Origin of the sequence: Escherichia sp. 93.1518 (assembly GCF_013368915.2) — a bacterium.
GTDB classification, from domain to species: domain Bacteria; phylum Pseudomonadota; class Gammaproteobacteria; order Enterobacterales; family Enterobacteriaceae; genus Escherichia; species Escherichia ruysiae.
The window spans coordinates 1-22,010 of the sequence record NZ_JABWMT020000019.1; the positions used below are offsets into that span (position 1 = coordinate 1).

Genomic DNA, 22,010 nt, shown 5'->3' on the forward strand with positions numbered 1-22,010 from the left:
GCGCATTATAGGGAGTTATTCTGAGCTGACAAGAGGAAATTTAAAATAATTTTCCAAATGCGCGTTTTTTATTCTTTGTGCTTATTTCAGCGTCGGTTTGTCGGTTAAATGGGCAATTTCCCGGGCGAAATTCGCCACTTGCTCCCAATCGGTATAGACAACTTCTTTGCGCGTATCCGTTTCACCGCCTGACATCTTCATGATGAGCTTGATCATAAAGCGGTCGTACCAACGATAGCGGGGATAACGCAGCGCCCCGGCAATGACTGCACAGCGATCGGGACGCCATTGTGAGTTCATCAGAAACTTCCGCGCGTAGCTATTAGTCTGCACAGTACGCTTCTCCGGTTTACGCGCCACCAGGTTTACGGAGTAAAAGGCGCTCGGCATTGAGTTCAGCTGCGTCGCATGTTTTTTGACAAATTCCTGGAACGCAGAATGGTAGTGACCGTAGCGAATAGACGCGCCAATGACCACGCGATCGTAGTTTTCCCACTGTGGCTCTTCAATGCGGTGCACATTAGCGACATCCGCCTGGATCCCCAGTTCTTTCAGTTCCGAAGCCAGGTAGGAGGCAATCTCGCGCGTTTGTCCGTCCCTTGTTGAGAAAAGAATTAATGTTTTCACGTATTACTCCATCATTCACGCCAGAAAGTCGGGGTAAAGAGCACCAGCAATGTAAACACCTCGAGACGACCAAACAACATATTGGCAATCAGGATCCATTTAGCCACCGGGTTCATGCTGGTAAAGTTATCAGCAACCACGCCAAGCCCCGGCCCCAGGTTATTCAATGTCGCCACAACCGAAGCAAAGGCAGAAAAGTCATCCACGCCAGTGGCGATAATCGCCAACATACTGACAATAAATACCAACGCATAGGCCGAGAAAAATCCCCATACAGCCTCGAGGATACGTTCCGGCAGTGCACGGTTCCCCAACTTAATGCTGTAGACGGCGTTCGGATGCACCAGTCGTTTCAGCTCACGGTTCCCCTGTTTGAACAACAGTAAGATGCGGATCACTTTCAGGCCACCGCCCGTTGACCCGGCGCAACCGCCGATAAAAGCTGAACATAACAGCAGTACCGGCAAAAAGAGCGGCCAGCGGGCAATGCTGTCAGTCGTAAACCCAGCGGTTGTCGCCATCGACACCACCTGGAAAAACGCCTGGTTAATCGTCATCAGCGCCGAACTGTAGACATTATGAAACCACAGTACGAGTGTACAAATAACCACCAGCGTAAACTGTACGCCGATAAACATGCGAAATTCCGGATCGCGCCAGTAAACCTTCAGACTACGACCACTTAGCAGCGAGAAGTGCAGGCCATAGTTACAGCCGGAGATCAGCAGGAAGATAGCAATGATAGTGTTAATTGTCGGGCTATCGAAATAGCCAACGCTGGCATCATGGGTTGAGAAGCCGCCAATGGCGATTGTCGCGAAGCTATGACCGATGGCATCAAAAGCATTCATTCCGGCAAACCACAGCGCCAGCGCACAGGCGACGGTCAGCAAGACATAAATCAGCCACAAGGTTTTCGCCGTTTCCGCAATACGCGGGCGCATTTTGTTATCTTTCAGCGGGCCGGGCATTTCTGCGCGATAGAGCTGCATCCCACCCACGCCGAGGATAGGTAGTATCGCGACTGCCAACACGATGATCCCCATCCCGCCAAACCATTGCAGCATCTGGCGATAAAAAAGAATCGCATGAGGGAGCGAATCCAGCCCCACCAGCGTAGTGGCCCCGGTGGTGGTCAGGCCGGAGAAAGATTCAAAAAACGCATCGGTAATCGTGAGGTTCGGGCTTTCCGAGAAGATAAAAGGGAGCGCACCGACGCTACCCAGCACCGTCCAGAACAGCACCACAATCAGAAAACCTTCGCGGGATTTCAGTTCGCCCTTCTCTTTACGGTTCGGCCACCACAGCATAGAGCCAATGGCGAGGGCGACAAAAAAGGTCTGGGTAAAAGCGCGGCCTGCCCCATCCCGGTAGATGAGTGCTACCAGCCCAGGGATAATCATGGTCCCTGAAAATAAGATGACCAGTAGTCCAACGATTCGGGTAATGGCGCGAAAATGCATCTCTGCCGCTTCCTTAGTTCTGCAAAACGAAGTGGGGATTATTCTTCAATCGCTAACAATTGCAATGAACCACGGCTAAAATCCGCCAGCTTTGCGGAAAATTCAGCCACTTTCGCCGCCGGAAGCGCCAACCGCAGCAGAACGAATGCCTGATAATCACTGTTGATAATTTTGCCACCACACTGCCCCAGCAACGCTTCAATGCCGGTTAACTGACTATATTCACATTGCAAAGTATATTCGGTTAATGGCGTCTTGCGTTGGGTCGTTAGCTGTCGCAGCGCCTGATTCACGCCGCCACCATACGCTTTCACTAACCCACCAGTGCCCAGCAAGATGCCACCGTAGTAGCGCACCACCACGGCGGTAATTTCCCCGACGCCGCTGCCCATTAGTTGGGCGAGCATCGGTTTACCTGCCGTTCCCGCAGGTTCCCCGTCATCAGAGAAACCCAGTTGTTGAGAATCATCCGGTGCGCCAGCTACCCACGCCACGCAATGGTGGCGGGCATCTGGGTGCTCTGCCCGCACCGATTCAACAAACGCTTTCGCCGCCTCGACGCCATCGGTATGCGCCAACAACGTAATGAAGCGGCTCTTTTTGATCTCTTCAACGACCGTGACCGGTGCCGCAGGAATTAACCAGCTTTCCATCACGCCAGTTTCAGATCCCGGGTCATGTTTTCCACGTTGTTTTCGTGGATCACCACGTTGTCTTCGATACGAATGCCGCCGAACGGTTTCAGTGCTTCAATTTTCTGCCAGTTGAAGTGTTTGCTGAACTGCCCTTCACGCCACGGTGCCAGTAGCGATTCGATGAAGTAGATACCCGGTTCGATGGTTAACACCATGCCTGGCTGGAGAATACGGGTGCAGCGCAGGTACGGATATTTTGCCGGTGCCGCGAGGTGCGTACCGCTATCATCCTGCATAAAACCGGCTACGTCATGCACCTGCAGGCCCAGCGGATGGCCGATACCGTGCGGCATAAACGGTCCGGTGAGATCGTTTTCGACCATCGCTTCTTCACTCATATCGGTGATGATTTGATGTTTACGCAGCAGTTTGGCGATGCGCTGATGGAACTGGATGTGGTAATCCACATAGCTTACGCCTGCTTTCATGGTGGCGATCAGCGCCAGTTGTTCATCATTTACGTCTTTCACCAGCTGTGCGTAGTCGTTGTCGCTTTTTGCCGACCAGGTACGGGTCAGGTCAGCCGCATAGCCGTTATATTCGGCCCCGGCATCCAGCAGGAAGCTGCGCATCTCTTCCGGCGCCTGATGATCCAGTTTGGTGTAATGCAGCACCGCAGCATGTTCGTTAAGCGCCACAATGTTGCTGTAAGGCACGTCGGTATCACGATGACCGGTCGCGGTCAGATAGGCAATATTGATATCGAACTCGCTCATGCCAGAACGGAACGCTTCTTCTGCCGCACGATGACCGTTGACCGCCATTTTCTGCGCTTCACGCATACAGGCCAGTTCGTACTCGGTTTTGAAGGAGCGGTAGTAATGCAGGTAGTCGATCACCCCTTTCGGGTTGATGTTGCTGGCCTCAATACCCAGTTGCAGCGCACGTTCCGGCACCGGACCGATATAACCGATATTGCCGCGCGCAGCAGGCAGCAGGCTACCAATGCCATCGGCTTTCGGCAGCGCGATCACTTCCACATCTTCAGTCCAGAAGGAGGTCGGCAGCGGTTCGACGTTGTGCCAGTAATCAACCGGCAGATAAAACCACAGTTTCGGCTTGTTCACGCCATCCACCAGCAGCCAGCAGTTTGGCACCTGAGTTACCGGCACCCACGCTTTGAATTGCGGGTTCACTTTAAACGGATAGGGATGATCGTCGAGAAAAACGTTGAACAGCTCGCCGGAGTGAATAAGTAATGCATCCAGCTTGAAGCGCGCCAGCGCATCACGAGTCCGTTCTTGTAAGGTAGCTATATGATTTTTATAGAGCGAGGCCAGTGATTCCATTTTTTACCCTTCTGTTTTTTTGACCTTAAGTCTCCGCATCTTAGCACATCGTTCATACAGAGCGTGATTTCTGCCGAGCGTGATCGAATCGGCATTTCTTTAATCTTTTGTTTGCATATTTTTAACACAAAATACACACTCCATTTCATCTGGTACGACCAGATCACCTTGCGGATTCAGGAGACTGACATGCTTTACAAAGGCGACACCCTGTACCTTGACTGGCTGGAAGATGGCATTGCCGAACTGGTATTTGATGCCCCAGGTTCAGTTAATAAACTCGACACTTCGACCGTCGCCAGCCTCGGCGAGGCCATCGGCGTGCTGGAACAGCAATCAGATTTAAAAGGGCTGCTGCTGCGTTCGAACAAAGCGGCCTTTATCGTCGGTGCTGATATCACCGAATTTTTGTCCCTGTTCCTCGTTCCCGAAGAACAGTTAAGCCAGTGGCTGCATTTTGCCAATAGCGTGTTTAATCGCCTGGAAGATCTGCCGGTGCCGACCATTGCCGCCGTCAACGGCTACGCGCTGGGTGGTGGCTGTGAATGTGTACTGGCGACCGATTATCGTCTGGCAACGCCGGATCTGCGTATCGGTCTGCCGGAAACCAAACTGGGCATCATGCCGGGCTTTGGCGGTTCTGTACGTATGCCACGTATGCTGGGCGCTGACAGTGCGCTGGAAATCATTGCCGCCGGTAAAGATGTCGGCGCGGATCAGGCACTGAAAATCGGTCTGGTTGATGGCGTAGTCAAAGCAGAAAAACTACTTGAAGGCGCGATGGCGATTTTACGCCAGGCCATTAACGGCGACCTCGACTGGAAAGCGAAACGTCAGCCGAAGCTGGAACCGCTAAAACTGAGCAAGATTGAAGCCACCATGAGCTTCACCATCGCTAAAGGGATGGTCGCGCAAACGGCGGGGAAACATTATCCGGCCCCCATCACCGCAGTAAAAACTATTGAATCGGCTGCCCGTTTTGGCCGTGAAGAAGCCTTAAACCTGGAAAACAAAAGTTTTGTCCCGCTGGCGCATACCAACGAAGCTCGCGCACTGGTCGGCATTTTCCTTAACGATCAATATGTAAAAGGCAAAGCGAAGAAACTCACCAAAGACGTTGAAACCCCGAAACAGGCCGCTGTGCTGGGCGCAGGCATTATGGGGGGCGGCATTGCTTACCAGTCTGCGTGGAAGGGCGTGCCGGTGATCATGAAAGATATCAACGACAAGTCGTTAACCCTCGGCATGACTGAAGCCGCGAAACTGCTGAACAAGCAGCTTGAGCGCGGGAAGATCGATGGTCTGAAACTGGCTGGCGTGATCTCCACGATCCACCCAACGCTCGACTACGCCGGGTTTGACCGTGTGGATGTTGTGGTAGAAGCGGTTGTTGAAAACCCGAAAGTGAAAAAAACCGTACTGGCAGAAACCGAACAAAAAGTACGCCCGGATACCGTACTGGCCTCTAACACTTCAACCATTCCTATCAGCGAACTGGCCAACGCGCTGGAACGCCCGGAAAACTTCTGCGGTATGCACTTCTTTAACCCGGTGCACCGGATGCCGTTGGTGGAAATTATTCGCGGCGAGAAAAGCTCCGACGAAACCATCGCGAAAGTCGTCGCCTGGGCAAGCAAGATGGGCAAGACGCCGATTGTGGTGAACGACTGCCCCGGCTTCTTCGTTAACCGCGTACTGTTCCCCTACTTCGCTGGATTCAGCCAGTTGCTTCGCGACGGCGCGGACTTCCGCAAGATCGACAAAGTGATGGAAAAACAGTTTGGCTGGCCGATGGGTCCGGCATATCTGCTGGATGTCGTGGGGATTGATACCGCGCACCATGCTCAGGCCGTGATGGCAGCAGGCTTCCCGCAGCGGATGCAGAAAGATTATCGCGACGCCATCGACGCGCTGTTTGATGCCAACCGCTTTGGTCAGAAGAACGGCCTCGGTTTCTGGCGTTATAAAGAAGACAGCAAAGGCAAGCCGAAGAAAGAAGAAGACACCGCCGTTGACGGCCTGCTGGCAGAAGTCAGCCAGCCGAAGCGCGATTTCAGCGAGGAAGAGATTATCGCCCGCATGATGATCCCGATGGTCAACGAAGTAGTCCGCTGTCTGGAAGAGGGCATTATCGCCACTCCGGCAGAAGCGGACATGGCGCTGGTCTACGGCCTGGGCTTCCCTCCGTTCCACGGCGGCGCGTTCCGCTGGCTGGACACCCTCGGCAGCGCGAAATATCTCGATATGGCACAGCAGTATCAGCACCTCGGCCCGCTGTATGAAGTGCCGGAAGGTCTGCGTAATAAAGCGCGTCATAACGAACCGTACTATCCCCCGGTTGAGCCAGCCCGTCCGGTTGGCGACCTGAAAACGGCTTAAGGAGTCACAATGGAACAGGTTGTCATTGTCGATGCAATTCGCACCCCGATGGGCCGTTCGAAGGGCGGTGCTTTTCGTAACGTGCGTGCGGAAGATCTCTCCGCTCATTTAATGCGTAGCCTGCTGGCGCGTAATCCGGCGCTGGAAGCGGCTACTCTCGACGATATTTACTGGGGGTGTGTGCAGCAGACGCTGGAGCAGGGTTTTAACATCGCCCGTAACGCTGCGCTGCTGGCAGAAGTGCCGCACTCTGTCCCTGCGGTGACCGTCAATCGCTTGTGTGGTTCATCCATGCAGGCATTGCATGACGCAGCACGGATGATCATGACCGGCGATGCGCAGGCATGTCTGGTCGGCGGCGTGGAGCATATGGGCCATGTGCCGATGAGCCACGGCGTCGATTTTCACCCCGGTCTTAGCCGTAATGTCGCCAAAGCGGCGGGCATGATGGGCTTAACGGCAGAAATGCTGGCGCGTATGCACGGTATCAGCCGTGAAATGCAGGATGCCTTTGCCGCGCGATCACACGCTCGCGCCTGGGCCGCCACGCAGTCGGGGGCATTTAAAAATGAAATCATCCCGACCGGTGGTCACGATGCCGACGGCGTACTGAAACAGTTTAATTACGACGAAGTGATTCGTCCGGAAACCACCGTGGAAGCCCTCGCCACGCTGCGTCCGGCGTTTGATCCGGTCAGCGGTACGGTAACGGCGGGCACGTCCTCTGCTCTTTCCGATGGTGCAGCCGCCATGCTGGTAATGAGTGAAAGCCGCGCCCGTGAATTAGGTCTTAAGCCGCGCGCTCGCGTGCGTTCGATGGCGGTCGTTGGTTGTGACCCATCGATTATGGGTTACGGCCCGGTTCCGGCCTCTAAGCTGGCGTTGAAAAAAGCGGGGCTTTCTGCCAGCGACATCGGCGTGTTTGAAATGAACGAAGCCTTTGCCGCGCAGATCCTGCCGTGTATTAAAGATCTGGGGTTAATGGAGCAAATTGACGAGAAGATCAACCTCAACGGTGGTGCGATCGCGCTGGGTCATCCGCTGGGTTGTTCCGGTGCGCGTATCAGCACCACGCTGCTGAATCTGATGGAACGCAAAGACGTCCAGTTTGGTCTGGCGACGATGTGTATCGGCCTGGGTCAGGGCATTGCGACGGTGTTTGAGCGGGTTTAACCACTTGCCGGATGCGGCGTAAACGCCTTATCCGGCCTACGGTTCAGAACTATTTGTAGGCACGATAAGACGCAACAGCGTCGCATCGGGCATTGTTTGCCGGATGCAGCGTCGATGTAAATGCCACTGATTAACAGTTTAGTTGCCGTTCTTCCCGCCTGTCAGGGGCGGGTTTTTTTATGGCTTAGATAAACGCAAACGCATCGCCAAACAGGCGGTCTTCCCGCGCATTACGCTCACTGCAAAACAGGTCACGGGCGATTTTCGCCATCTCAAAACGTCCGGCAATGTAGATATCATGCTCTGCCAGCGTACCGTGATCCTGCAACACCGCCGTTAAAACCGTGCCAGTACGACCACGCCAGCCCGCTTCCGGTTGTTCAACCACCGGCACCACTTGCAGACCAGGATGCTTAAGCGAAAGCGCCTCAAGTTCGGAAAGATCATAAAGGTGCTGCTCTTCACGCCCGCCCCAGTAAATGGTGATATCACGATTGGGATTACGCGCCAGCGCCGTCAGCAAAATCGAACGGGCATAAGAGAACCCGGTGCCGCCCGCAATCAGAATCATCGGACGCTCTTCATCATCGCGCAGCCACGCATCACCGTGCGGAATATCGACCACGATTTGATGATCTTTGAGGATGCGATCCATGACTGCTTTCGCGTAAAGGTTGATTTCAGAAGCGCCAATATGCAGCTCAATGAAACCTTGTTCATTCGGCGTCGAGGCCATTGAGAACGGGCGTTTATCGCGCTCGTCCATCACTACCATCAAATACTGACCAGCACGAAAAGAAAAGGCCGCGTCTGGCACGATTCGGACACGATATACGGTATCCGTGATAGCTTCTACCGAGGTCACTTTACAGCTTAAGGTTGTCATGCGCTTTCTCTGTCGGATCGATAAATAGGGCAATACAAACGCGCCTCAGGCGCTTTTACCGTTGTTAAAAATAGCCAGTTCATCCCAGATTGCATCAATACGCGCGACAACGTCCGGATCTTTTTTGATAGGACGCCCCCACTCGCGCTGGGTTTCCCCCAGCCATTTATTCGTGGCATCCAGCCCCATTTTTGAACCCAGCCCGGAAACAGGCGAGGCAAAATCCAGGTAATCAATGGGTGTATTTTCTACCAGAACGGTATCCCGCGCCGGGTCCATACGGGTAGTAATCGCCCAAATCACATCATTCCAGTCGCGTGCGTTGACATCATCATCGCAAACGATCACAAATTTGGTGTACATAAACTGGCGTAAGAACGACCAGACGCCCATCATGACGCGCTTCGCGTGCCCGGCGTATTGCTTTTTGATCGTCACAACCGCCAGACGATAGGAACAGCCTTCCGGCGGCAGGTAAAAATCGACAATTTCCGGGAATTGTTTTTGTAGAATCGGCACGAACACTTCGTTCAACGCCACACCCAGTACCGCAGGTTCATCCGGCGGACGACCAGTATAGGTGGAGTGGTAAATCGCATCTTCACGCTGAGTAATATGCGTCACGGTAAATACCGGGAAACTATCGACTTCATTATAGTAACCGGTGTGGTCGCCATACGGCCCTTCTGGCGCCGTTTCGCCTTGTTCGATATACCCTTCCAGTACAATTTCCGCACTGGCGGGCACTTCAAGGTCATTGGAGATACACTTCACCACTTCGGTTTTGGTGCCGCGTAGTAATCCGGCAAATGCATACTCTGAAAGCGTATCTGGAACGGGCGTGACTGCACCGAGAATTGTGGCGGGATCAGCACCCAGCGCCACAGAAACCGGGAAACGTTCGCCCGGATGCACCGCACACCACTCCTGGAAATCCAGCGCGCCGCCGCGATGCGACAACCAGCGCATAATCAGCTTGTTTTTACCAATCAACTGCTGGCGATAAATGCCAAGATTCTGCCGCTCTTTGTGCGGGCCACGCGTTACGGTCAACCCCCAGGTAATCAGCGGAGCGGCATCTTCCGGCCAGCAGGTCATAATGGGAATGCGGTTAAGATCGACATCCTCGCCGGAGACGATTTTTTGCTGACAAGGCGCACCACGTAACCGTTTCGTTGGCATGTTCAACACCTGCTTAAACTGCGGCAGCTTATCAAACAGGTCGCGGAAACCTTTTGGCGGCTCCGGCTCTTTCAGAAACGCTAATAATTTACCGACTTCACGTAGCGCCGAAACATCTTCCTGCCCCATGCCCATCGCCACGCGCTTCGGCGTACCGAACAGGTTGCACAGCACCGGCATCGAGTACCCTTTAGGGTTTTCGAACAACAGCGCAGGCCCACCGGCACGCAATGTGCGGTCAGCAATTTCAGTGATTTCCAGATGCGGATCCACCGGGAGCGTGATACGTTTTAGCTCACCCTGCTGTTCAAGCAGAGTCAGGAAGTCGCGTAAATCGTTATATTTCATGGCGTCCATTGTAGCCTCTTAATCTGCGCCCATTATACGGCGTTCATCTTCGCGATGCTGTAAATTTGTTAAATTAGCGTGAACTCAGGCGCTATAACGCAAACCGGGGAATATAATTAACTTAACGCATCGCTTTTGCTATTCTTGCGCCCCGATTAAACGGATAAGAGTCATTATGCAATCCTGGTATTTACTGTACTGCAAGCGCGGGCAACTTCAACGTGCCCAGGAACACCTCGAAAGACAGGCCGTTAATTGCCTGGCACCGATGATCACCCTGGAAAAAATCGTGCGTGGCAAACGTACCGCAGTCAGTGAGCCGTTGTTCCCCAACTACCTGTTTGTGGAATTTGATCCAGAAGTGATTCATACCACTACCATCAACGCCACACGTGGTGTCAGCCACTTCGTGCGCTTTGGTGCATCGCCAGCGATAGTCCCATCGGCTGTGATTCATCAGCTGTCGGTGTATAAACCGGAAGACATTGTCGATCCGGCAACGCCATATCCAGGTGATAAGGTGATTATTACCGAAGGCGCATTCGAAGGTTTTCAGGCCATTTTCACCGAACCCGACGGCGAGGCACGCTCCATGCTATTGCTTAATCTTATCAATAAAGAAATTAAGCACAGCGTGAAGAACACTGAGTTCCGCAAACTCTAGAACGCAATCCCAAACAGCGTTTTGACATTGGCATCTGTGGTGGCCGCCAGCCACGCAGCATCCTCCCCTCGCCAGTGCGCAATACGTTGCACAATATGAGGCAGATAAGCAGGCTCGTTACGCCGGGATGATGGCTTTGGCGTGAGATCGCGCGGGAGTAAATACGGCGCATCGGTTTCGATCAGCAATTTCTCCGCCGGAATAAATGGCAACAGATCACGCAATTCCATCCCGCGTCGTTCATCGCAAACCCAACCAGTAATGCCGATATAAATCCCACGCGCCACGCACGCCTGCATCTCTTCGCGTGTGCCAGTAAAGCAATGAAGAACCGCACCAGGCAGTTTATTCAGCCACGGCTCCAGCAATGTCATAAACCGCTCATGGGCATCGCGACAGTGCATAAATACCGGCATGTTTAATTCTGCGGCAATACGTAGCTGGGCAACAAAAGCGCGTTCCTGCTCTTCCGGCGTAGAAAAGTTGCGGTTAAAGTCGAGACCACACTCACCAATCGCCACTACTTCTGGCAGCGCGGCCAGTTCAATAATTGCTTCTTCGGTCGCGGCTTGCCACTGGCTGCTGTCATGAGGATGCACGCCCGCCGTTGACCAACAGTGCGGATACTGACGCGCCAGTTTTTGCGCCTGCTGGCTTTCACGCAGGTTAGTGCCGGTGATGAGTAGCCCATCAACTCCCGCGTCAAAAGCGCGCTCTACAACATCACCACGGTCTTTCGCAAATTGTGAACTGGTCAAATTAACGCCGATATCAAACATCCTGCACTCCATATGACAACCGCCCTGACGGGCGGTTGAATTTATTCTTCAGTTTTTTCGCTTTCAGCGTCGTTTTCTTCTTCCCGGTTTCGGCCTTTACCAACGTAAAAGCGGGAGAAGAAGACACCGATTTCAAACAGGCAGTACATCGGGATCGCCAGCAGCGTTTGCGAGAAGACATCCGGCGGCGTCAGCAGCATCCCAACGACGAATGCGCCAACCAGCACATACGGGCGTTTTTTGCGTAAGTCTTCTGGCGAGGTAATCCCCATCCAGCACAGCAGCACAATGGCAACCGGCACTTCAAACGAAACACCAAACGCCATAAACAACGCCATAACGAAGCTTAAGTAGCTGGCGATGTCGGTGGATACCTGTACCCCTTCCGGCGCGGTATTGGCGAGGAAGCCAAATGCCAGTGGAAAGACCACGAAGTAGGCGAACGCCATGCCGATATAAAACAGCAAAGAGCTGGAAACCAGCAGAGGCACCACCAGGCGACGTTCGTGCTTATACAACGCCGGGGCGATAAACGCCCACACCTGATAGAGAATCACCGGCGCTGACAGAATCAGCGACACCATAAAGGTCAGCTTGATCGGCGTAAAAAACGGCGAGGCCACATCGGTGGCGATCATCGTTGAACCTTGCGGCAATTGCTTGATCAACGGCGCGGATACCAGGTGATAGATATCATTGGCGAAATAGACCAGGCACAGAAATATCACGATCACCGCGATAATGCAGTTCAGCAGACGCTTACGCAGCTCAATCAGATGCGTGATAAGCGGTTGAGTATCTTCTACAGACATGTTTACGGTTTATCACTCGACGAAGGGGAAGGTGCAGCGGTTTTCGGTTCAGCGTCCGCAACAGGTTTTACCACCGGCTCTGGCGTGGTTTCTGGCTTCTGTTCCGGCGAACTGGCCTGCGTTTGTGCAGCGGCAGGGGTTACTCCCTCATGCGCAGCTTCATTATCTTTCACCACCGGATTATGGATGGTGTGCGCTTCATCACTCGCCTTTTCAGGATCGTTTGCAACATAGGAACGCTTCATCGATTCTGCAGCCTGGCGTAGTTCATCCATTGACGCTTTCAGTTCAGGCGTCAGGTTGGTCAGGCTTGCCTTTTCAACCTTTTTCAGGCTGTCCTGAAACTCCTGGAGTTTTAACTCCTGGGTCAGTTCGTTCTGCACCGTTGTCGCCAGTGAACGCAACGCGCGAATCCAGCCCGCTACCGTTTTTACCGCCACAGGCAGTCGTTGCGGCCCCAGAACGACGAGGCCGATGATGAATACCAATAGCAGTTCGCTAAAACCGATATCAAACACGGATTACACCTGCTCTTTATCGTGGCGCTTCGCGTCTTCTGTTTTAGCCTGTTCCTGATTCGTATCCGCCTGCTTATCGGCGATAGTTTTTGCAGTAAAATCAGCATCCTGACTGGTTTTATCCTGCTTTGGTTCATCATCGCTCATTGCTTTTTTAAAGCCTTTAATTGATGCACCAAGATCGGAACCGATGGAGCCGAGCTTTTTGGTGCCAAAAAGCAGTACAACGATGACGGCAATAATCAATAACTGCCAAATACTGATACCACCCATACATGTTCCTCTGTGGTAGATGATGATTAAACAAGGCCGCATTATACGTTACACGGCCCGCCTTGAGCGATGAAAAAATCAGCGTGTTTTGCGCCAACCGACAAACCAGGCGATCAGACCACCTGCCATTAACCAGCCGGGCATCAGCCCCCATTCCGGTCGGCTGACCAACAAGAATGTGCCGCTTAATACTAACGTCGCGCCAATTCCGAGAAAATAACGCGATTGTCCCTGACGTACATGATTTGCCTGAAGCTCGCGGGCAATCTTATCAACACTGTGCTGTAAATACTTGCCCTGGCGCAAACTGTCGTAAACCAGTTCAGGCAGTTCTGGCATTTTTTCGACCCAGAACGGCGCTTTTTCTTTAAATGCTCTCACCAGCGCAGGAATACCAACCTGATCTTTAATCCATGACTCGAGAAAAGGCTTCGCCGTTTTCCATAAATCGAGCTGCGGATAAAGCTGGCGTCCTACCCCTTCGATGTAGAGCAAGGTTTTCTGGAGTAACACCAGTTGCGGCTGTACTTCCATATTGAAACGACGCGCCGTATTAAACAGATTTAACAGCACATGTCCAAATGAAATTTCTGCCAGCGGTTTCTCAAAAATAGGTTCACAGACAGTACGAATGGCAAATTCGAACTCTTCAACGTTGGTATCTGGTGGCACCCAGCCAGAATCAACGTGCAGTTCCGCTACCTTGCGATAGTCACGGTTAAAGAAGGCGATAAAGTTTTCCGCCAGATAGCGTTTATCTTCTTTGTTTAGCGAGCCGACAATCCCGCAATCAATACCAATATACTTCGGATTTTCCGGGTGTTCGAAGCTTACGAAGATGTTGCCAGGGTGCATATCGGCATGGAAAAAGCTGTCGCGAAAGACCTGAGTGAAGAACACCTGCACACCGCGTTCCGCCAACAATTTCATGTTGGTGCCGTTTTTCTCCAGCGTCGCGACATCCGAAACTGGAATGCCATAGATACGCTCCATCACCATCATCCCTTCACTGCAATAGTCAGGGTAAACTTCCGGGATGTAGAGCATCGGGCTATTTTCGAAATTACGCCGAAGCTGAATGGCGTTGGCAGATTCCCGCAGCAAATTCAGTTCATCAATCAACGTCTTTTCGTACTCGCGCACCACTTCGGTTGGACGCAGACGGCGACCATCCGGTAGTAAACGCGGCACCCAACGAGCCAGACGATAGATGAGTTTCAGATCCGCTTTTATGACCGGCAAAATATCCGGGCGAATGACTTTAATCACCACCTCTTTGCCATTCGATTTCAACCGAGCAGTATGTACCTGTGCTACGGAAGCCGATGCCAGCGGCTTAATGTCAAAATCATCAAACCACGCTTCCACCGGCAGACCGCCCATCGCCGCTTCAATTTGTGCTTTCGCCAGTTCGCCGTCAAAAGGCGCGACTTTATCCTGCAAGAGCGCCAGTTGGTCAGCAATATGCGGCGGAAAAAGGTCACGGCGGGTCGATAGCATCTGTCCAAACTTGATCCATACCGGACCCAGTTCTTGCAGCGCCAGTCGCAGTCGTTCACCTAATGGTTTGTCTTTATGCCGATTCGGCATCCAGAATAATGAGTATCGCCATAACCGCAACGGCAAAGTGATACGCATTTTAGGGATCAGTTCATCAAGTCCGTAACTTAAAAAAGTGCGAATGATGAAATACAGGCGCCGTACTTCACCTGGCGTCATTAAACTGCCTCCAGTTTTTCCAGCCGTTTGGTTAGCGCATCGACGGCTCGCTCAACGGCGGATGTCTCTTCCGCAAACCAGGCCACTTCAAGCGGACCAGGCGCCATACGCCACTCTTCAGTAATGGCTTCCGCCACGTAGCGTTGCTGGCGTTGAATACCGTGATGCAGGAACTTCGCGCCACCACGCAGGGCTTTGCTAATGCCTTCGGCGGCGATATCACCCGTATAAGGTGCCAGCAGTTCCGCTGGGTCGAACTCCGCCAGATCTGCCAGCGCAACAAAGTTTTGCACCACCTGAATATCGCCCTGCACTTCCAGCTCACCGCTACGAATCAGTGCAGCAAGCTGCTGGCGATCACGAAGTTTCGGCAACACGCTGGCATAAGCGATAACAGTGCAGTCAGCATCGCCTGCCCATTCTCCCAGTACATCGACCTGACGTTCGCTGAACACCAGAATCAACGATGTCGAAAAGCCTTTTACCTCCACGCGCAATACTTTACCCAGCAGACGCGAGCGGGCGGTTTTCAGCGCGGGTGAGCGATACAGGAAGGTGTTGAGCAGACTTTCGATTCCTGCCGTCACTAAAGGTTTAAAAGGCATAGTCGTACTCCTGTCAGAACTTATAACCACGATGCAGCGCCACAACGCCAGCCGTCAGGTTGTAATAGTCGACACTTTCGAATCCGGCATCCTGCATCATGGCTTTCAGAGTATCCTGATCGGGATGCATACGGATGGATTCAGCCAGATAACGGTAGCTGTCGGCGTCATTCGCGACCAGCGAGCCAATACGCGGCAGAACATGGAAGGAGTAAGCGTCATAAGCTTTGCTTAACGGCTCGATAATCGGTTTCGAGAACTCAAGCACCAGCAGGCGGCCGCCGGGTTTCAGCACGCGATACATTGAACGTAGTGCTTTATCTTTGTCGGTGACGTTACGCAGACCAAACGAAATGGTGATGCAATCAAAGGTGTTATCCGGGAACGGCAGCGCCTCGGCGTTCGCCTGAACATACTCAACGTTGCCAATCACACCGATATTACGCAGTTTCTCGCGCCCCATTTTGAGCATGGATTCATTGATATCGGCGAGGACCACCTTACCCGTTTCACCGACCAGGCGAGAGAATTTCGCTGTCAGATCGCCGGTGCCGCCAGCCAGATCCAGTACAGTCTGCCCACGGCGTACGCCGCTGCAATCGATCGTGAAACGCTTCCACAAACGATGAATACCAAATGACATCAAATCATTCATAACATCGTATTTCGATGCCACGGAATGGAAAACGTGGGCGACCATATCCGCTTTTTGCTCTTTCGCGACGGTCTGAAAACCAAAGTGCGTCGTTTCTTGTGACTTATCCACCATCTCAATGCCTGCTCATCAAAAAATTGTTCCAGAAGTGTAACAGATTGGGCGTCGATGCCCTAGATTTCTACCCGGCGTAACTACCCCCAATGGGCTAGCGCGACTGCTGATTATATTCATCATCGCGTTGATAAGCTTCATCATTCGGCTGCCCCGGAACCGACCGCAGTCGATACTCTTCATCCTGACTCACCGCCTGTTCAGCCAAATCCGGATTAATCTCGCGTTTAATTTCTACCCCTAAACCGCGAAACGCTTCTGCCTGCGCCAGCACATTTCCGCGACCTGAAGAGAGTTTTTTCATTGCCTGACGATAGTTATCCTGCGCTTTGTCCAGACTTTGACCTATCGCAGACATGTCATCGATGAACAAACGCATCTTGTCGTACAGCTTGCTGGCGCGATCGGCGATTTGCTGGGCGTTGCGACTTTGATGCTCATAACGCCAGAGATTGGCGATAGTACGCAACGCCACCAGCAGCGTGGTCGGGCTAACCAGCATGATATTGTTTTTCAACGCTTCTGTTATCAGCTCCGGCTGGCGATCAAGCGCCAGTAAAAACGCAGGCTCGACGGGGATAAACATCAGCACGTAATCCAGGGTTCTTAGCCCCGGCAGCTGTTGATAATCTTTACGTCCCAGCAAGCGGATGTGGTTACGCACCGACGCGATATGTTCCTGCAATGCACTTTCGCGGGTGTAGTCGTCTTCCGCGTTGAAGTAGCGTTCATAAGCGACCAGCGTCATTTTGGCGTCGATCACCACGTCTTTCCCCTGCGGTAGCCGCACGATGACATCCGGCTGCATCCGCGAGCGGGCGTCATTTTCGATACTCACCTGGGTTTCGTATTCATACCCTTCACGCAAGCCAGATGCTTCCAGTACTCGCGTTAATACCACTTCGCCCCAGTTGCCCTGGGTTTTATTGTCGCCTTTCAGCGCACGCGTCAGGTTGATTGCCTCCTGGGCCATTTGCGCGTTGAGCTGCTGGAGATTGCGAATTTCGTGGGTCAGGGTATGGCGTTCTTGTGCTTCTTTACCGAAGCTGTCCTGAACCTGACGGCGAAAACCGTCCAGTTGTTCACGCAGCGGCGACAACAGGCTGTTCAGGCTCTGACGGTTTTGCTCATCAACGCGGCGATTGCTGTGCTCGAAAATACGGTTGGCGAGGTTTTCAAACTGCTCGCTCAAACGCTGCTCGCTGTTAATCATCTGGCGAATTTTATCGTCAGCGTGTTGCTGTGCGGCCTCCATCCGCGTGGTCACTTCACGCAGATCAGCCTCCAGCGAGGTGTTAATACTTTGCAGGCTGCGCACTTCGTTATTGAGTAATTCACACTCTGTGCGCCAGTGTTCACTTTGGGTAATTTGTTGTTTTGCCGCGCTTAACTCCGCGACCATCTCTTCACGTTCAGCTAATTGCTCGGCTTTTTGCTGCGCATGTTGATAACTGGCAAACAGCCAGCCGATGGCCACACTGACCAGCGCAATAATGGCATAAACAATGATTGAGAAATCCACAAAGCCTCCTGACGCAACAACTTACCCGCACAAAATAGAATTGTGCTGTACAAACGTCCAGTTGGAAAGGCATTTCCTGCGAGGCGCTACGCAAAAATACAAAAGGCCGAACGCGTCGGCCTTCAGACAGGAGAAGAGAATTACAACAGACGACGCGCCGCTTCCACCACGATTTTCACCGCATGGCTTTCGGTTTGTTTCATCGTCTCAGCATTCGGGATCTCTTGCTGAGTGCGGTTAACGATAACGCCCGCCACCATACCAGCACGCAGGCCCTGACTTGCACACATGGTCAGCAGAGTCGCAGATTCCATTTCATAGTTCATCACGCCCATCGCCTGCCACTCTTCCATAGAACCTTTAAAGTGACGGACTACGCGACCAGAGTAAGTATCGTAACGTTCCTGACCTGGGTAGAAGGTATCAGAAGAAGCAGTCACGCCAACGTGCGTCGTCGCGCCAATAGACTTCGCTGCTTCAACCAGCGCAGTCGTACATTCGAAATCAGCGACAGCCGGGAACTCCAGCGGTGCGAAGTGCAGGCTCGCGCCATCCAGACGAACAGACGCCGTGGTAACCAGTACATCGCCAACATTAATATGCGGCTGAATAGCGCCAGTTGTACCGATACGCAGGAAGGTGCGAATGCCCAGCTGTGCCAGCTCTTCAACAGCAATAGAGGTAGACGGGCCGCCGATACCGGTAGAGCAGACAATAACAGGTTTACCATCCAGCTCTGCACGCCAGGTGGTGAATTCGCGGTGAGATGCCAGCTTAACCGGCTTATCCATCAGCACGGCGATCTTTTCCACACGATCCGGGTCGCCTGGGACGATGGCAAGCGTAGCCCCTTGTAAATCGTTTTTAGTGAGGCCGAGATGAAAAACATCAGACTTGGACATGTACAACTCCTCTGTGAATCGGTTTAGTCAGAAGAAGCAAAAAGGTACTTTACCGAAGGGATTAAGATTTTTTCGTGATAATCATCACTATGATGCAAATGTGTTGCATACATTTACTCATCAAAAGTGACTTAAATCACATAATTTACTCTTAAGTCAGTAAGGCTGCTTAAAAGATGAGCCATTTGAGGCAATGTGAATTGTTGCACGCTGACTATAGTTAACATTGCGCAAAATTTTTATAAGGGTACGGAGAATACCATGACAACAACACAACACTCTGGATTTGCACCTGCTGCATCCCCCCTCGCCTCGACCATCGTTCAGACCCCGGACGATGCGATTGTAGCAGGGTTCACCTCTATCCCTTCACAAGGGGATAACATGCCTGCTTATCATGCCCGTCCAAAGCAGAGCGATGGCCCACTACCAGTGGTCATTGTAGTGCAGGAAATTTTTGGCGTGCATGAACATATCCGTGACATTTGTCGCCGTCTGGCGCTGGAGGGGTATCTGGCTATCGCACCAGAACTCTACTTCCGCGAAGGCGATCCTAATGATTTCGCCGATATTCCCACGTTGCTCAGCGGTCTGGTGGCAAAAGTGCCTGACTCGCAGGTGCTGGCCGATCTCGATCATGTCGCCAGTTGGGCGTCCCGCAACGGCGGCGACGTCCATCGCTTAATGATTACCGGATTTTGCTGGGGCGGACGTATCACCTGGCTATATGCCGCGCATAACCCGCAACTGAAAGCGGCAGTGGCGTGGTACGGCAAACTGACGGGCGATAAGTCGCTGAACTCACCGAAACAACCTGTTGATATCGCAACCGATCTCAACGCGCCGGTTCTCGGCTTATATGGTGGTCAGGATAACAGCATTCCGCAGGAGAGCGTTGAAACCATGCGCCAGGCGCTGCGGGCTGCTAATGCGAAAGCAGAGATTATCGTGTACCCGGACGCCGGTCATGCGTTTAACGCCGATTATCGCCCGAGCTATCATGCCGCATCTGCAAAAGATGGCTGGCAGCGTATGCTGGAGTGGTTTAAGCAGTATGGTGGGAAGAAGTCGCTGTAATGAGAAAAGACCGGGTGGCATTGCCACCCGGTTTATGTTTACCCCCGACGCAAATTCTGCGCCGCCTGCACCATGTTCGCCAGTGCCGCGCGGGTTTCTGGCCAGCCGCGCGTTTTCAGGCCACAGTCCGGGTTGACCCACAGGCGCTCTGCCGGAATGCGTTTTGCCGCTTTCTTCAGCAAGGCTTCAATCCATTCTACGCTCGGTACGTTTGGCGAGTGAATGTCATAGACGCCTGGACCGATTTCATTCGGATAATCAAACTCTTCAAACGACTCCAGCAACTCCATGTCGGAACGCGAGGTTTCGATGGTGATGACGTCTGCATCCAGTGCCGCAATCGAATCCATGATGTCGTTGAACTCGCAATAACACATGTGAGTGTGGATCTGCGTTTCATCTTTCGCCACGGCGGCGTTGATACGGAAGGCCTCTACGCCCCACTGGAGATATGCATCCCAGTCGCTACGACGCAGCGGTAAACCTTCGCGCAGCGCCGGTTCATCAATCTGGATGATGCCAATTCCAGCGGCTTCCAGATCGGCCACTTCATCACGCAGCGCCAGCGCAATTTGTTTGGCGATGGTTTCACGGCTGACATCTTCGCGCGGGAACGACCAGCAGAGAATGGTTACCGGGCCAGTCAGCATCCCTTTCACCGGTTTGTCGGTCAGCGATTGCGCATACTTCGCCCACTCCACGGTAATCGGTGCCGGGCGGCTAACGTCACCAATGACAATCGGTGGCTTCACGCAGCGGGAACCGTAGCTCTGTACCCAACCGTTTTGCGTAAAGACAAAACCGTCGAGGTGCTCGCCAAAGTATTCCACCATGTCATTACGCTCAGCCTCGCCATGTACCAGCACATCCAGTCCCAAACGTTCCTGCTCAACAATGGCCTGCTTGATATGTTCCGCAATGCCCGTGCGGTAGTTGTTGGCGTCGAGATTACCCTTTTTGAAATCCAGACGCAGGGTACGAATTTCCGTGGTTTGCGGGAAAGAACCAATCGTGGTGGTCGGCCACGCTGGCAGTTTAAAACGCGCACGCTGGGCTTCGGCACGCACTTCATAGACATTCGCACGCTGACTGTCCTGGGCGGTGATCGCCGCCAGACGCTTTTCTACCGCCGGATTATGTACACGAGTAGAGTGACGACGCGCCTGAATCGGGGCGCTCCACTCTGCCAGTGCTGCCGTGTCACCACTGTTCAGCGCATCGCGCAGCAGCGCCAGTTCATGGCATTTTTGCAGGGCGAAGGCAAACCAGCTTTTCACTTCTGCATCAAGACGCGTTTCCACGCTCAGGTCGATAGGGCTATGCAGCAGTGAGCAGGAAGATGCCACCCACAAATCACGTTTGCCGACAATGTCCTTAATTTGCGCATATTTCTCGGTGAGATCGGCGCGCCAGACGTTACGACCATTGATAAGACCCGCAGACAGCAGCCAGTCAGAAGGCAGACACTTGTGCAGTTCTGCTACGTCATCTTTACCATGCACGAAGTCGACATGCAGACCCTGAACAGGCAGCGCCGTAATCGTGTCGAGATTTGGCGTTACGCCTTCAAAATAGGTAGTCAGCAGCAGTTTCACCTGCCCCTGTAGAGCATCGTAAGCGGGTTTGTATGCGTCCAACCACGCCTGCGGTAGTTCCAGCACCAGCGCCGGTTCGTCGATCTGTACCCACTCAATACCGCGTTTTGCCAGTTCTGCCAGAACCCGCTGATAAACCGGCAGAATGTCGTTCAGCAGGCTCAGGCGGTCAAACTGTTCACCTTTCACCTTACCCAGCCACAGCCAGGTAACCGGCCCCAGAAGCACAGGTTTCACCTTGTGACCCAGCGCCAGCGCCTCGTCCACTTCATCCAGCAGCTGCGTCCAGGTCAGTTTGAACTGTTGGCCTTTAACGAATTCCGGCACCATGTAGTGATAGTTGGTGTTAAACCATTTGGTCATTTCCGCCGCCGCCGCAGGTTCACCTGTTGGCGCACGACCGCGACCAATACGGAACAGGGTGTCGATATCCACCGAACCATCTTTATTCTGATGACGCGCTGGAACGTTACCCAGCAGCAGGCTGGTAGTCAGAACATGATCGTACCAGGCAAAATCGCCCACCGGCAGCAGGTCAATCCCCGCCTGCTTTTGTTGATCCCAGTGACGAGCACGCAGTTCACGCCCTACTGTCAGCAGTTCTTCACGCGTGGAGTTCCCCGCCCAATAACTTTCTTGCGCTTTTTTCAGCTCGCGACGCAGGCCAACGCGAGGGAAACCGAGGGTGTGATTAAGAATTGTCATTATATGCCCCTTATGGAATTTTTAGTAT

The 22,010-nt window shown here is 53.0% G+C and carries 20 protein-coding genes; 4 read left to right on the forward strand and 16 right to left on the reverse strand.

Annotated elements, in window-relative coordinates:
- Window positions 1-81: 81 nt before the first annotated feature.
- From hemG to pepQ, 4 genes are read right to left on the reverse strand one after another with little or no spacing between them, the layout of a single operon-like run.
- On the reverse strand, window positions 82-627 hold the full coding sequence (hemG, locus tag HEN21_RS14680; protein ID WP_000853955.1) for a menaquinone-dependent protoporphyrinogen IX dehydrogenase: 546 nt from the start codon (window positions 625-627) through the stop codon (window positions 82-84).
- 11 nt (window positions 628-638) lie between these two features.
- The gene (gene trkH, locus HEN21_RS14685; protein WP_000545681.1) at window positions 639-2,090 is read right to left on the reverse strand and encodes a Trk system potassium transporter TrkH; all 1,452 of its coding nucleotides are present in this window, start codon (window positions 2,088-2,090) and stop codon (window positions 639-641) included.
- 38 nt (window positions 2,091-2,128) lie between these two features.
- Window positions 2,129-2,743: an IMPACT family protein gene (locus tag HEN21_RS14690; RefSeq protein ID WP_016158874.1), complete on the reverse strand. Its 615-nt coding sequence runs from the start codon at window positions 2,741-2,743 to the stop codon at window positions 2,129-2,131.
- The gene (gene pepQ, locus HEN21_RS14695; protein WP_000444561.1) at window positions 2,743-4,074 is read right to left on the reverse strand and encodes a Xaa-Pro dipeptidase; all 1,332 of its coding nucleotides are present in this window, start codon (window positions 4,072-4,074) and stop codon (window positions 2,743-2,745) included. The genes HEN21_RS14690 and pepQ overlap by 1 nt, the downstream gene beginning before the upstream one ends.
- A 189-nt stretch (window positions 4,075-4,263) precedes the next feature.
- Between pepQ and fadB the strand changes: the two genes are divergently transcribed.
- Both fadB and fadA read left to right on the forward strand, forming a co-directional pair.
- Window positions 4,264-6,453, forward strand: coding sequence for a fatty acid oxidation complex subunit alpha FadB (gene fadB / locus HEN21_RS14700; RefSeq protein ID WP_176252073.1), 2,190 nt, complete (start codon window positions 4,264-4,266; stop codon window positions 6,451-6,453).
- Between the two features lie 9 nt (window positions 6,454-6,462).
- Complete coding sequence (gene fadA / locus HEN21_RS14705; protein ID WP_105285811.1) at window positions 6,463-7,626, forward strand: acetyl-CoA C-acyltransferase FadA; 1,164 nt, start codon at window positions 6,463-6,465, stop codon at window positions 7,624-7,626.
- A gap of 184 nt (window positions 7,627-7,810) precedes the next feature.
- Here the strand turns inward: fadA and fre are convergent, their stop codons facing one another.
- Window positions 7,811-8,512 (reverse strand): NAD(P)H-flavin reductase, encoded by a 702-nt coding sequence (gene fre, locus HEN21_RS14710; RefSeq protein ID WP_010352530.1) that lies wholly within the window; start codon window positions 8,510-8,512, stop codon window positions 7,811-7,813.
- Window positions 8,513-8,557: 45 nt separating this feature from the next.
- Complete coding sequence (ubiD, locus tag HEN21_RS14715) at window positions 8,558-10,051, reverse strand: 4-hydroxy-3-polyprenylbenzoate decarboxylase (protein WP_176252074.1); 1,494 nt, start codon at window positions 10,049-10,051, stop codon at window positions 8,558-8,560.
- Window positions 10,052-10,217: 166 nt separating this feature from the next.
- Here ubiD and rfaH point away from each other — a divergent pair, with 166 nt between their 5' ends.
- On the forward strand, window positions 10,218-10,706 hold the full coding sequence (gene rfaH / locus HEN21_RS14720) for a transcription/translation regulatory transformer protein RfaH (protein ID WP_001192392.1): 489 nt from the start codon (window positions 10,218-10,220) through the stop codon (window positions 10,704-10,706).
- Here rfaH and tatD read toward each other — a convergent pair.
- The 9 genes from tatD to udp all read right to left on the reverse strand — a co-directional run bounded on the left by tatD (window position 10,703) and on the right by udp (window position 18,605).
- The gene (gene tatD / locus HEN21_RS14725) at window positions 10,703-11,485 is read right to left on the reverse strand and encodes a 3'-5' ssDNA/RNA exonuclease TatD (protein WP_016158871.1); all 783 of its coding nucleotides are present in this window, start codon (window positions 11,483-11,485) and stop codon (window positions 10,703-10,705) included. The two genes, rfaH and tatD, sit on opposite strands and share 4 nt — an antisense overlap.
- A 41-nt stretch (window positions 11,486-11,526) precedes the next feature.
- A complete protein-coding gene (gene tatC, locus HEN21_RS14730; RefSeq protein ID WP_000109945.1) occupies window positions 11,527-12,297 on the reverse strand; it encodes a Sec-independent protein translocase subunit TatC in 771 nt (256 codons plus the stop codon).
- Window positions 12,298-12,299: 2 nt separating this feature from the next.
- On the reverse strand, window positions 12,300-12,815 hold the full coding sequence (tatB, locus tag HEN21_RS14735; protein ID WP_000459596.1) for a Sec-independent protein translocase protein TatB: 516 nt from the start codon (window positions 12,813-12,815) through the stop codon (window positions 12,300-12,302).
- A 3-nt stretch (window positions 12,816-12,818) separates the two neighbouring features.
- Window positions 12,819-13,088, reverse strand: a complete 270-nt coding sequence (tatA, locus tag HEN21_RS14740) for a Sec-independent protein translocase subunit TatA (protein ID WP_001295260.1) — start codon at window positions 13,086-13,088, stop codon at window positions 12,819-12,821.
- A 78-nt stretch (window positions 13,089-13,166) separates the two neighbouring features.
- Window positions 13,167-14,807, reverse strand: a complete 1,641-nt coding sequence (ubiB, locus tag HEN21_RS14745; protein ID WP_000187538.1) for a ubiquinone biosynthesis regulatory protein kinase UbiB — start codon at window positions 14,805-14,807, stop codon at window positions 13,167-13,169.
- Window positions 14,807-15,412, reverse strand: a complete 606-nt coding sequence (gene ubiJ, locus HEN21_RS14750) for a ubiquinone biosynthesis protein UbiJ (protein ID WP_001116107.1) — start codon at window positions 15,410-15,412, stop codon at window positions 14,807-14,809. Before ubiJ ends, ubiB begins: the two co-directional genes overlap by 1 nt.
- 13 nt (window positions 15,413-15,425) lie before the next feature.
- Window positions 15,426-16,181 (reverse strand): bifunctional demethylmenaquinone methyltransferase/2-methoxy-6-polyprenyl-1,4-benzoquinol methylase UbiE, encoded by a 756-nt coding sequence (gene ubiE, locus HEN21_RS14755; protein ID WP_000227958.1) that lies wholly within the window; start codon window positions 16,179-16,181, stop codon window positions 15,426-15,428.
- Window positions 16,182-16,275: 94 nt separating this feature from the next.
- Complete coding sequence (gene rmuC / locus HEN21_RS14760; RefSeq protein WP_016158870.1) at window positions 16,276-17,703, reverse strand: DNA recombination protein RmuC; 1,428 nt, start codon at window positions 17,701-17,703, stop codon at window positions 16,276-16,278.
- A 140-nt stretch (window positions 17,704-17,843) separates the two neighbouring features.
- The gene (gene udp / locus HEN21_RS14765; protein WP_000045188.1) at window positions 17,844-18,605 is read right to left on the reverse strand and encodes a uridine phosphorylase; all 762 of its coding nucleotides are present in this window, start codon (window positions 18,603-18,605) and stop codon (window positions 17,844-17,846) included.
- Window positions 18,606-18,866: 261 nt separating this feature from the next.
- Here udp and HEN21_RS14770 point away from each other — a divergent pair, with 261 nt between their 5' ends.
- Window positions 18,867-19,682: a dienelactone hydrolase family protein gene (locus tag HEN21_RS14770; protein ID WP_105285815.1), complete on the forward strand. Its 816-nt coding sequence runs from the start codon at window positions 18,867-18,869 to the stop codon at window positions 19,680-19,682.
- A 38-nt stretch (window positions 19,683-19,720) separates the two neighbouring features.
- Here the strand turns inward: HEN21_RS14770 and metE are convergent, their stop codons facing one another.
- Window positions 19,721-21,982 (reverse strand): 5-methyltetrahydropteroyltriglutamate--homocysteine S-methyltransferase, encoded by a 2,262-nt coding sequence (gene metE, locus HEN21_RS14775; RefSeq protein WP_176252075.1) that lies wholly within the window; start codon window positions 21,980-21,982, stop codon window positions 19,721-19,723.
- Window positions 21,983-22,010: the final 28 nt, after the last annotated feature.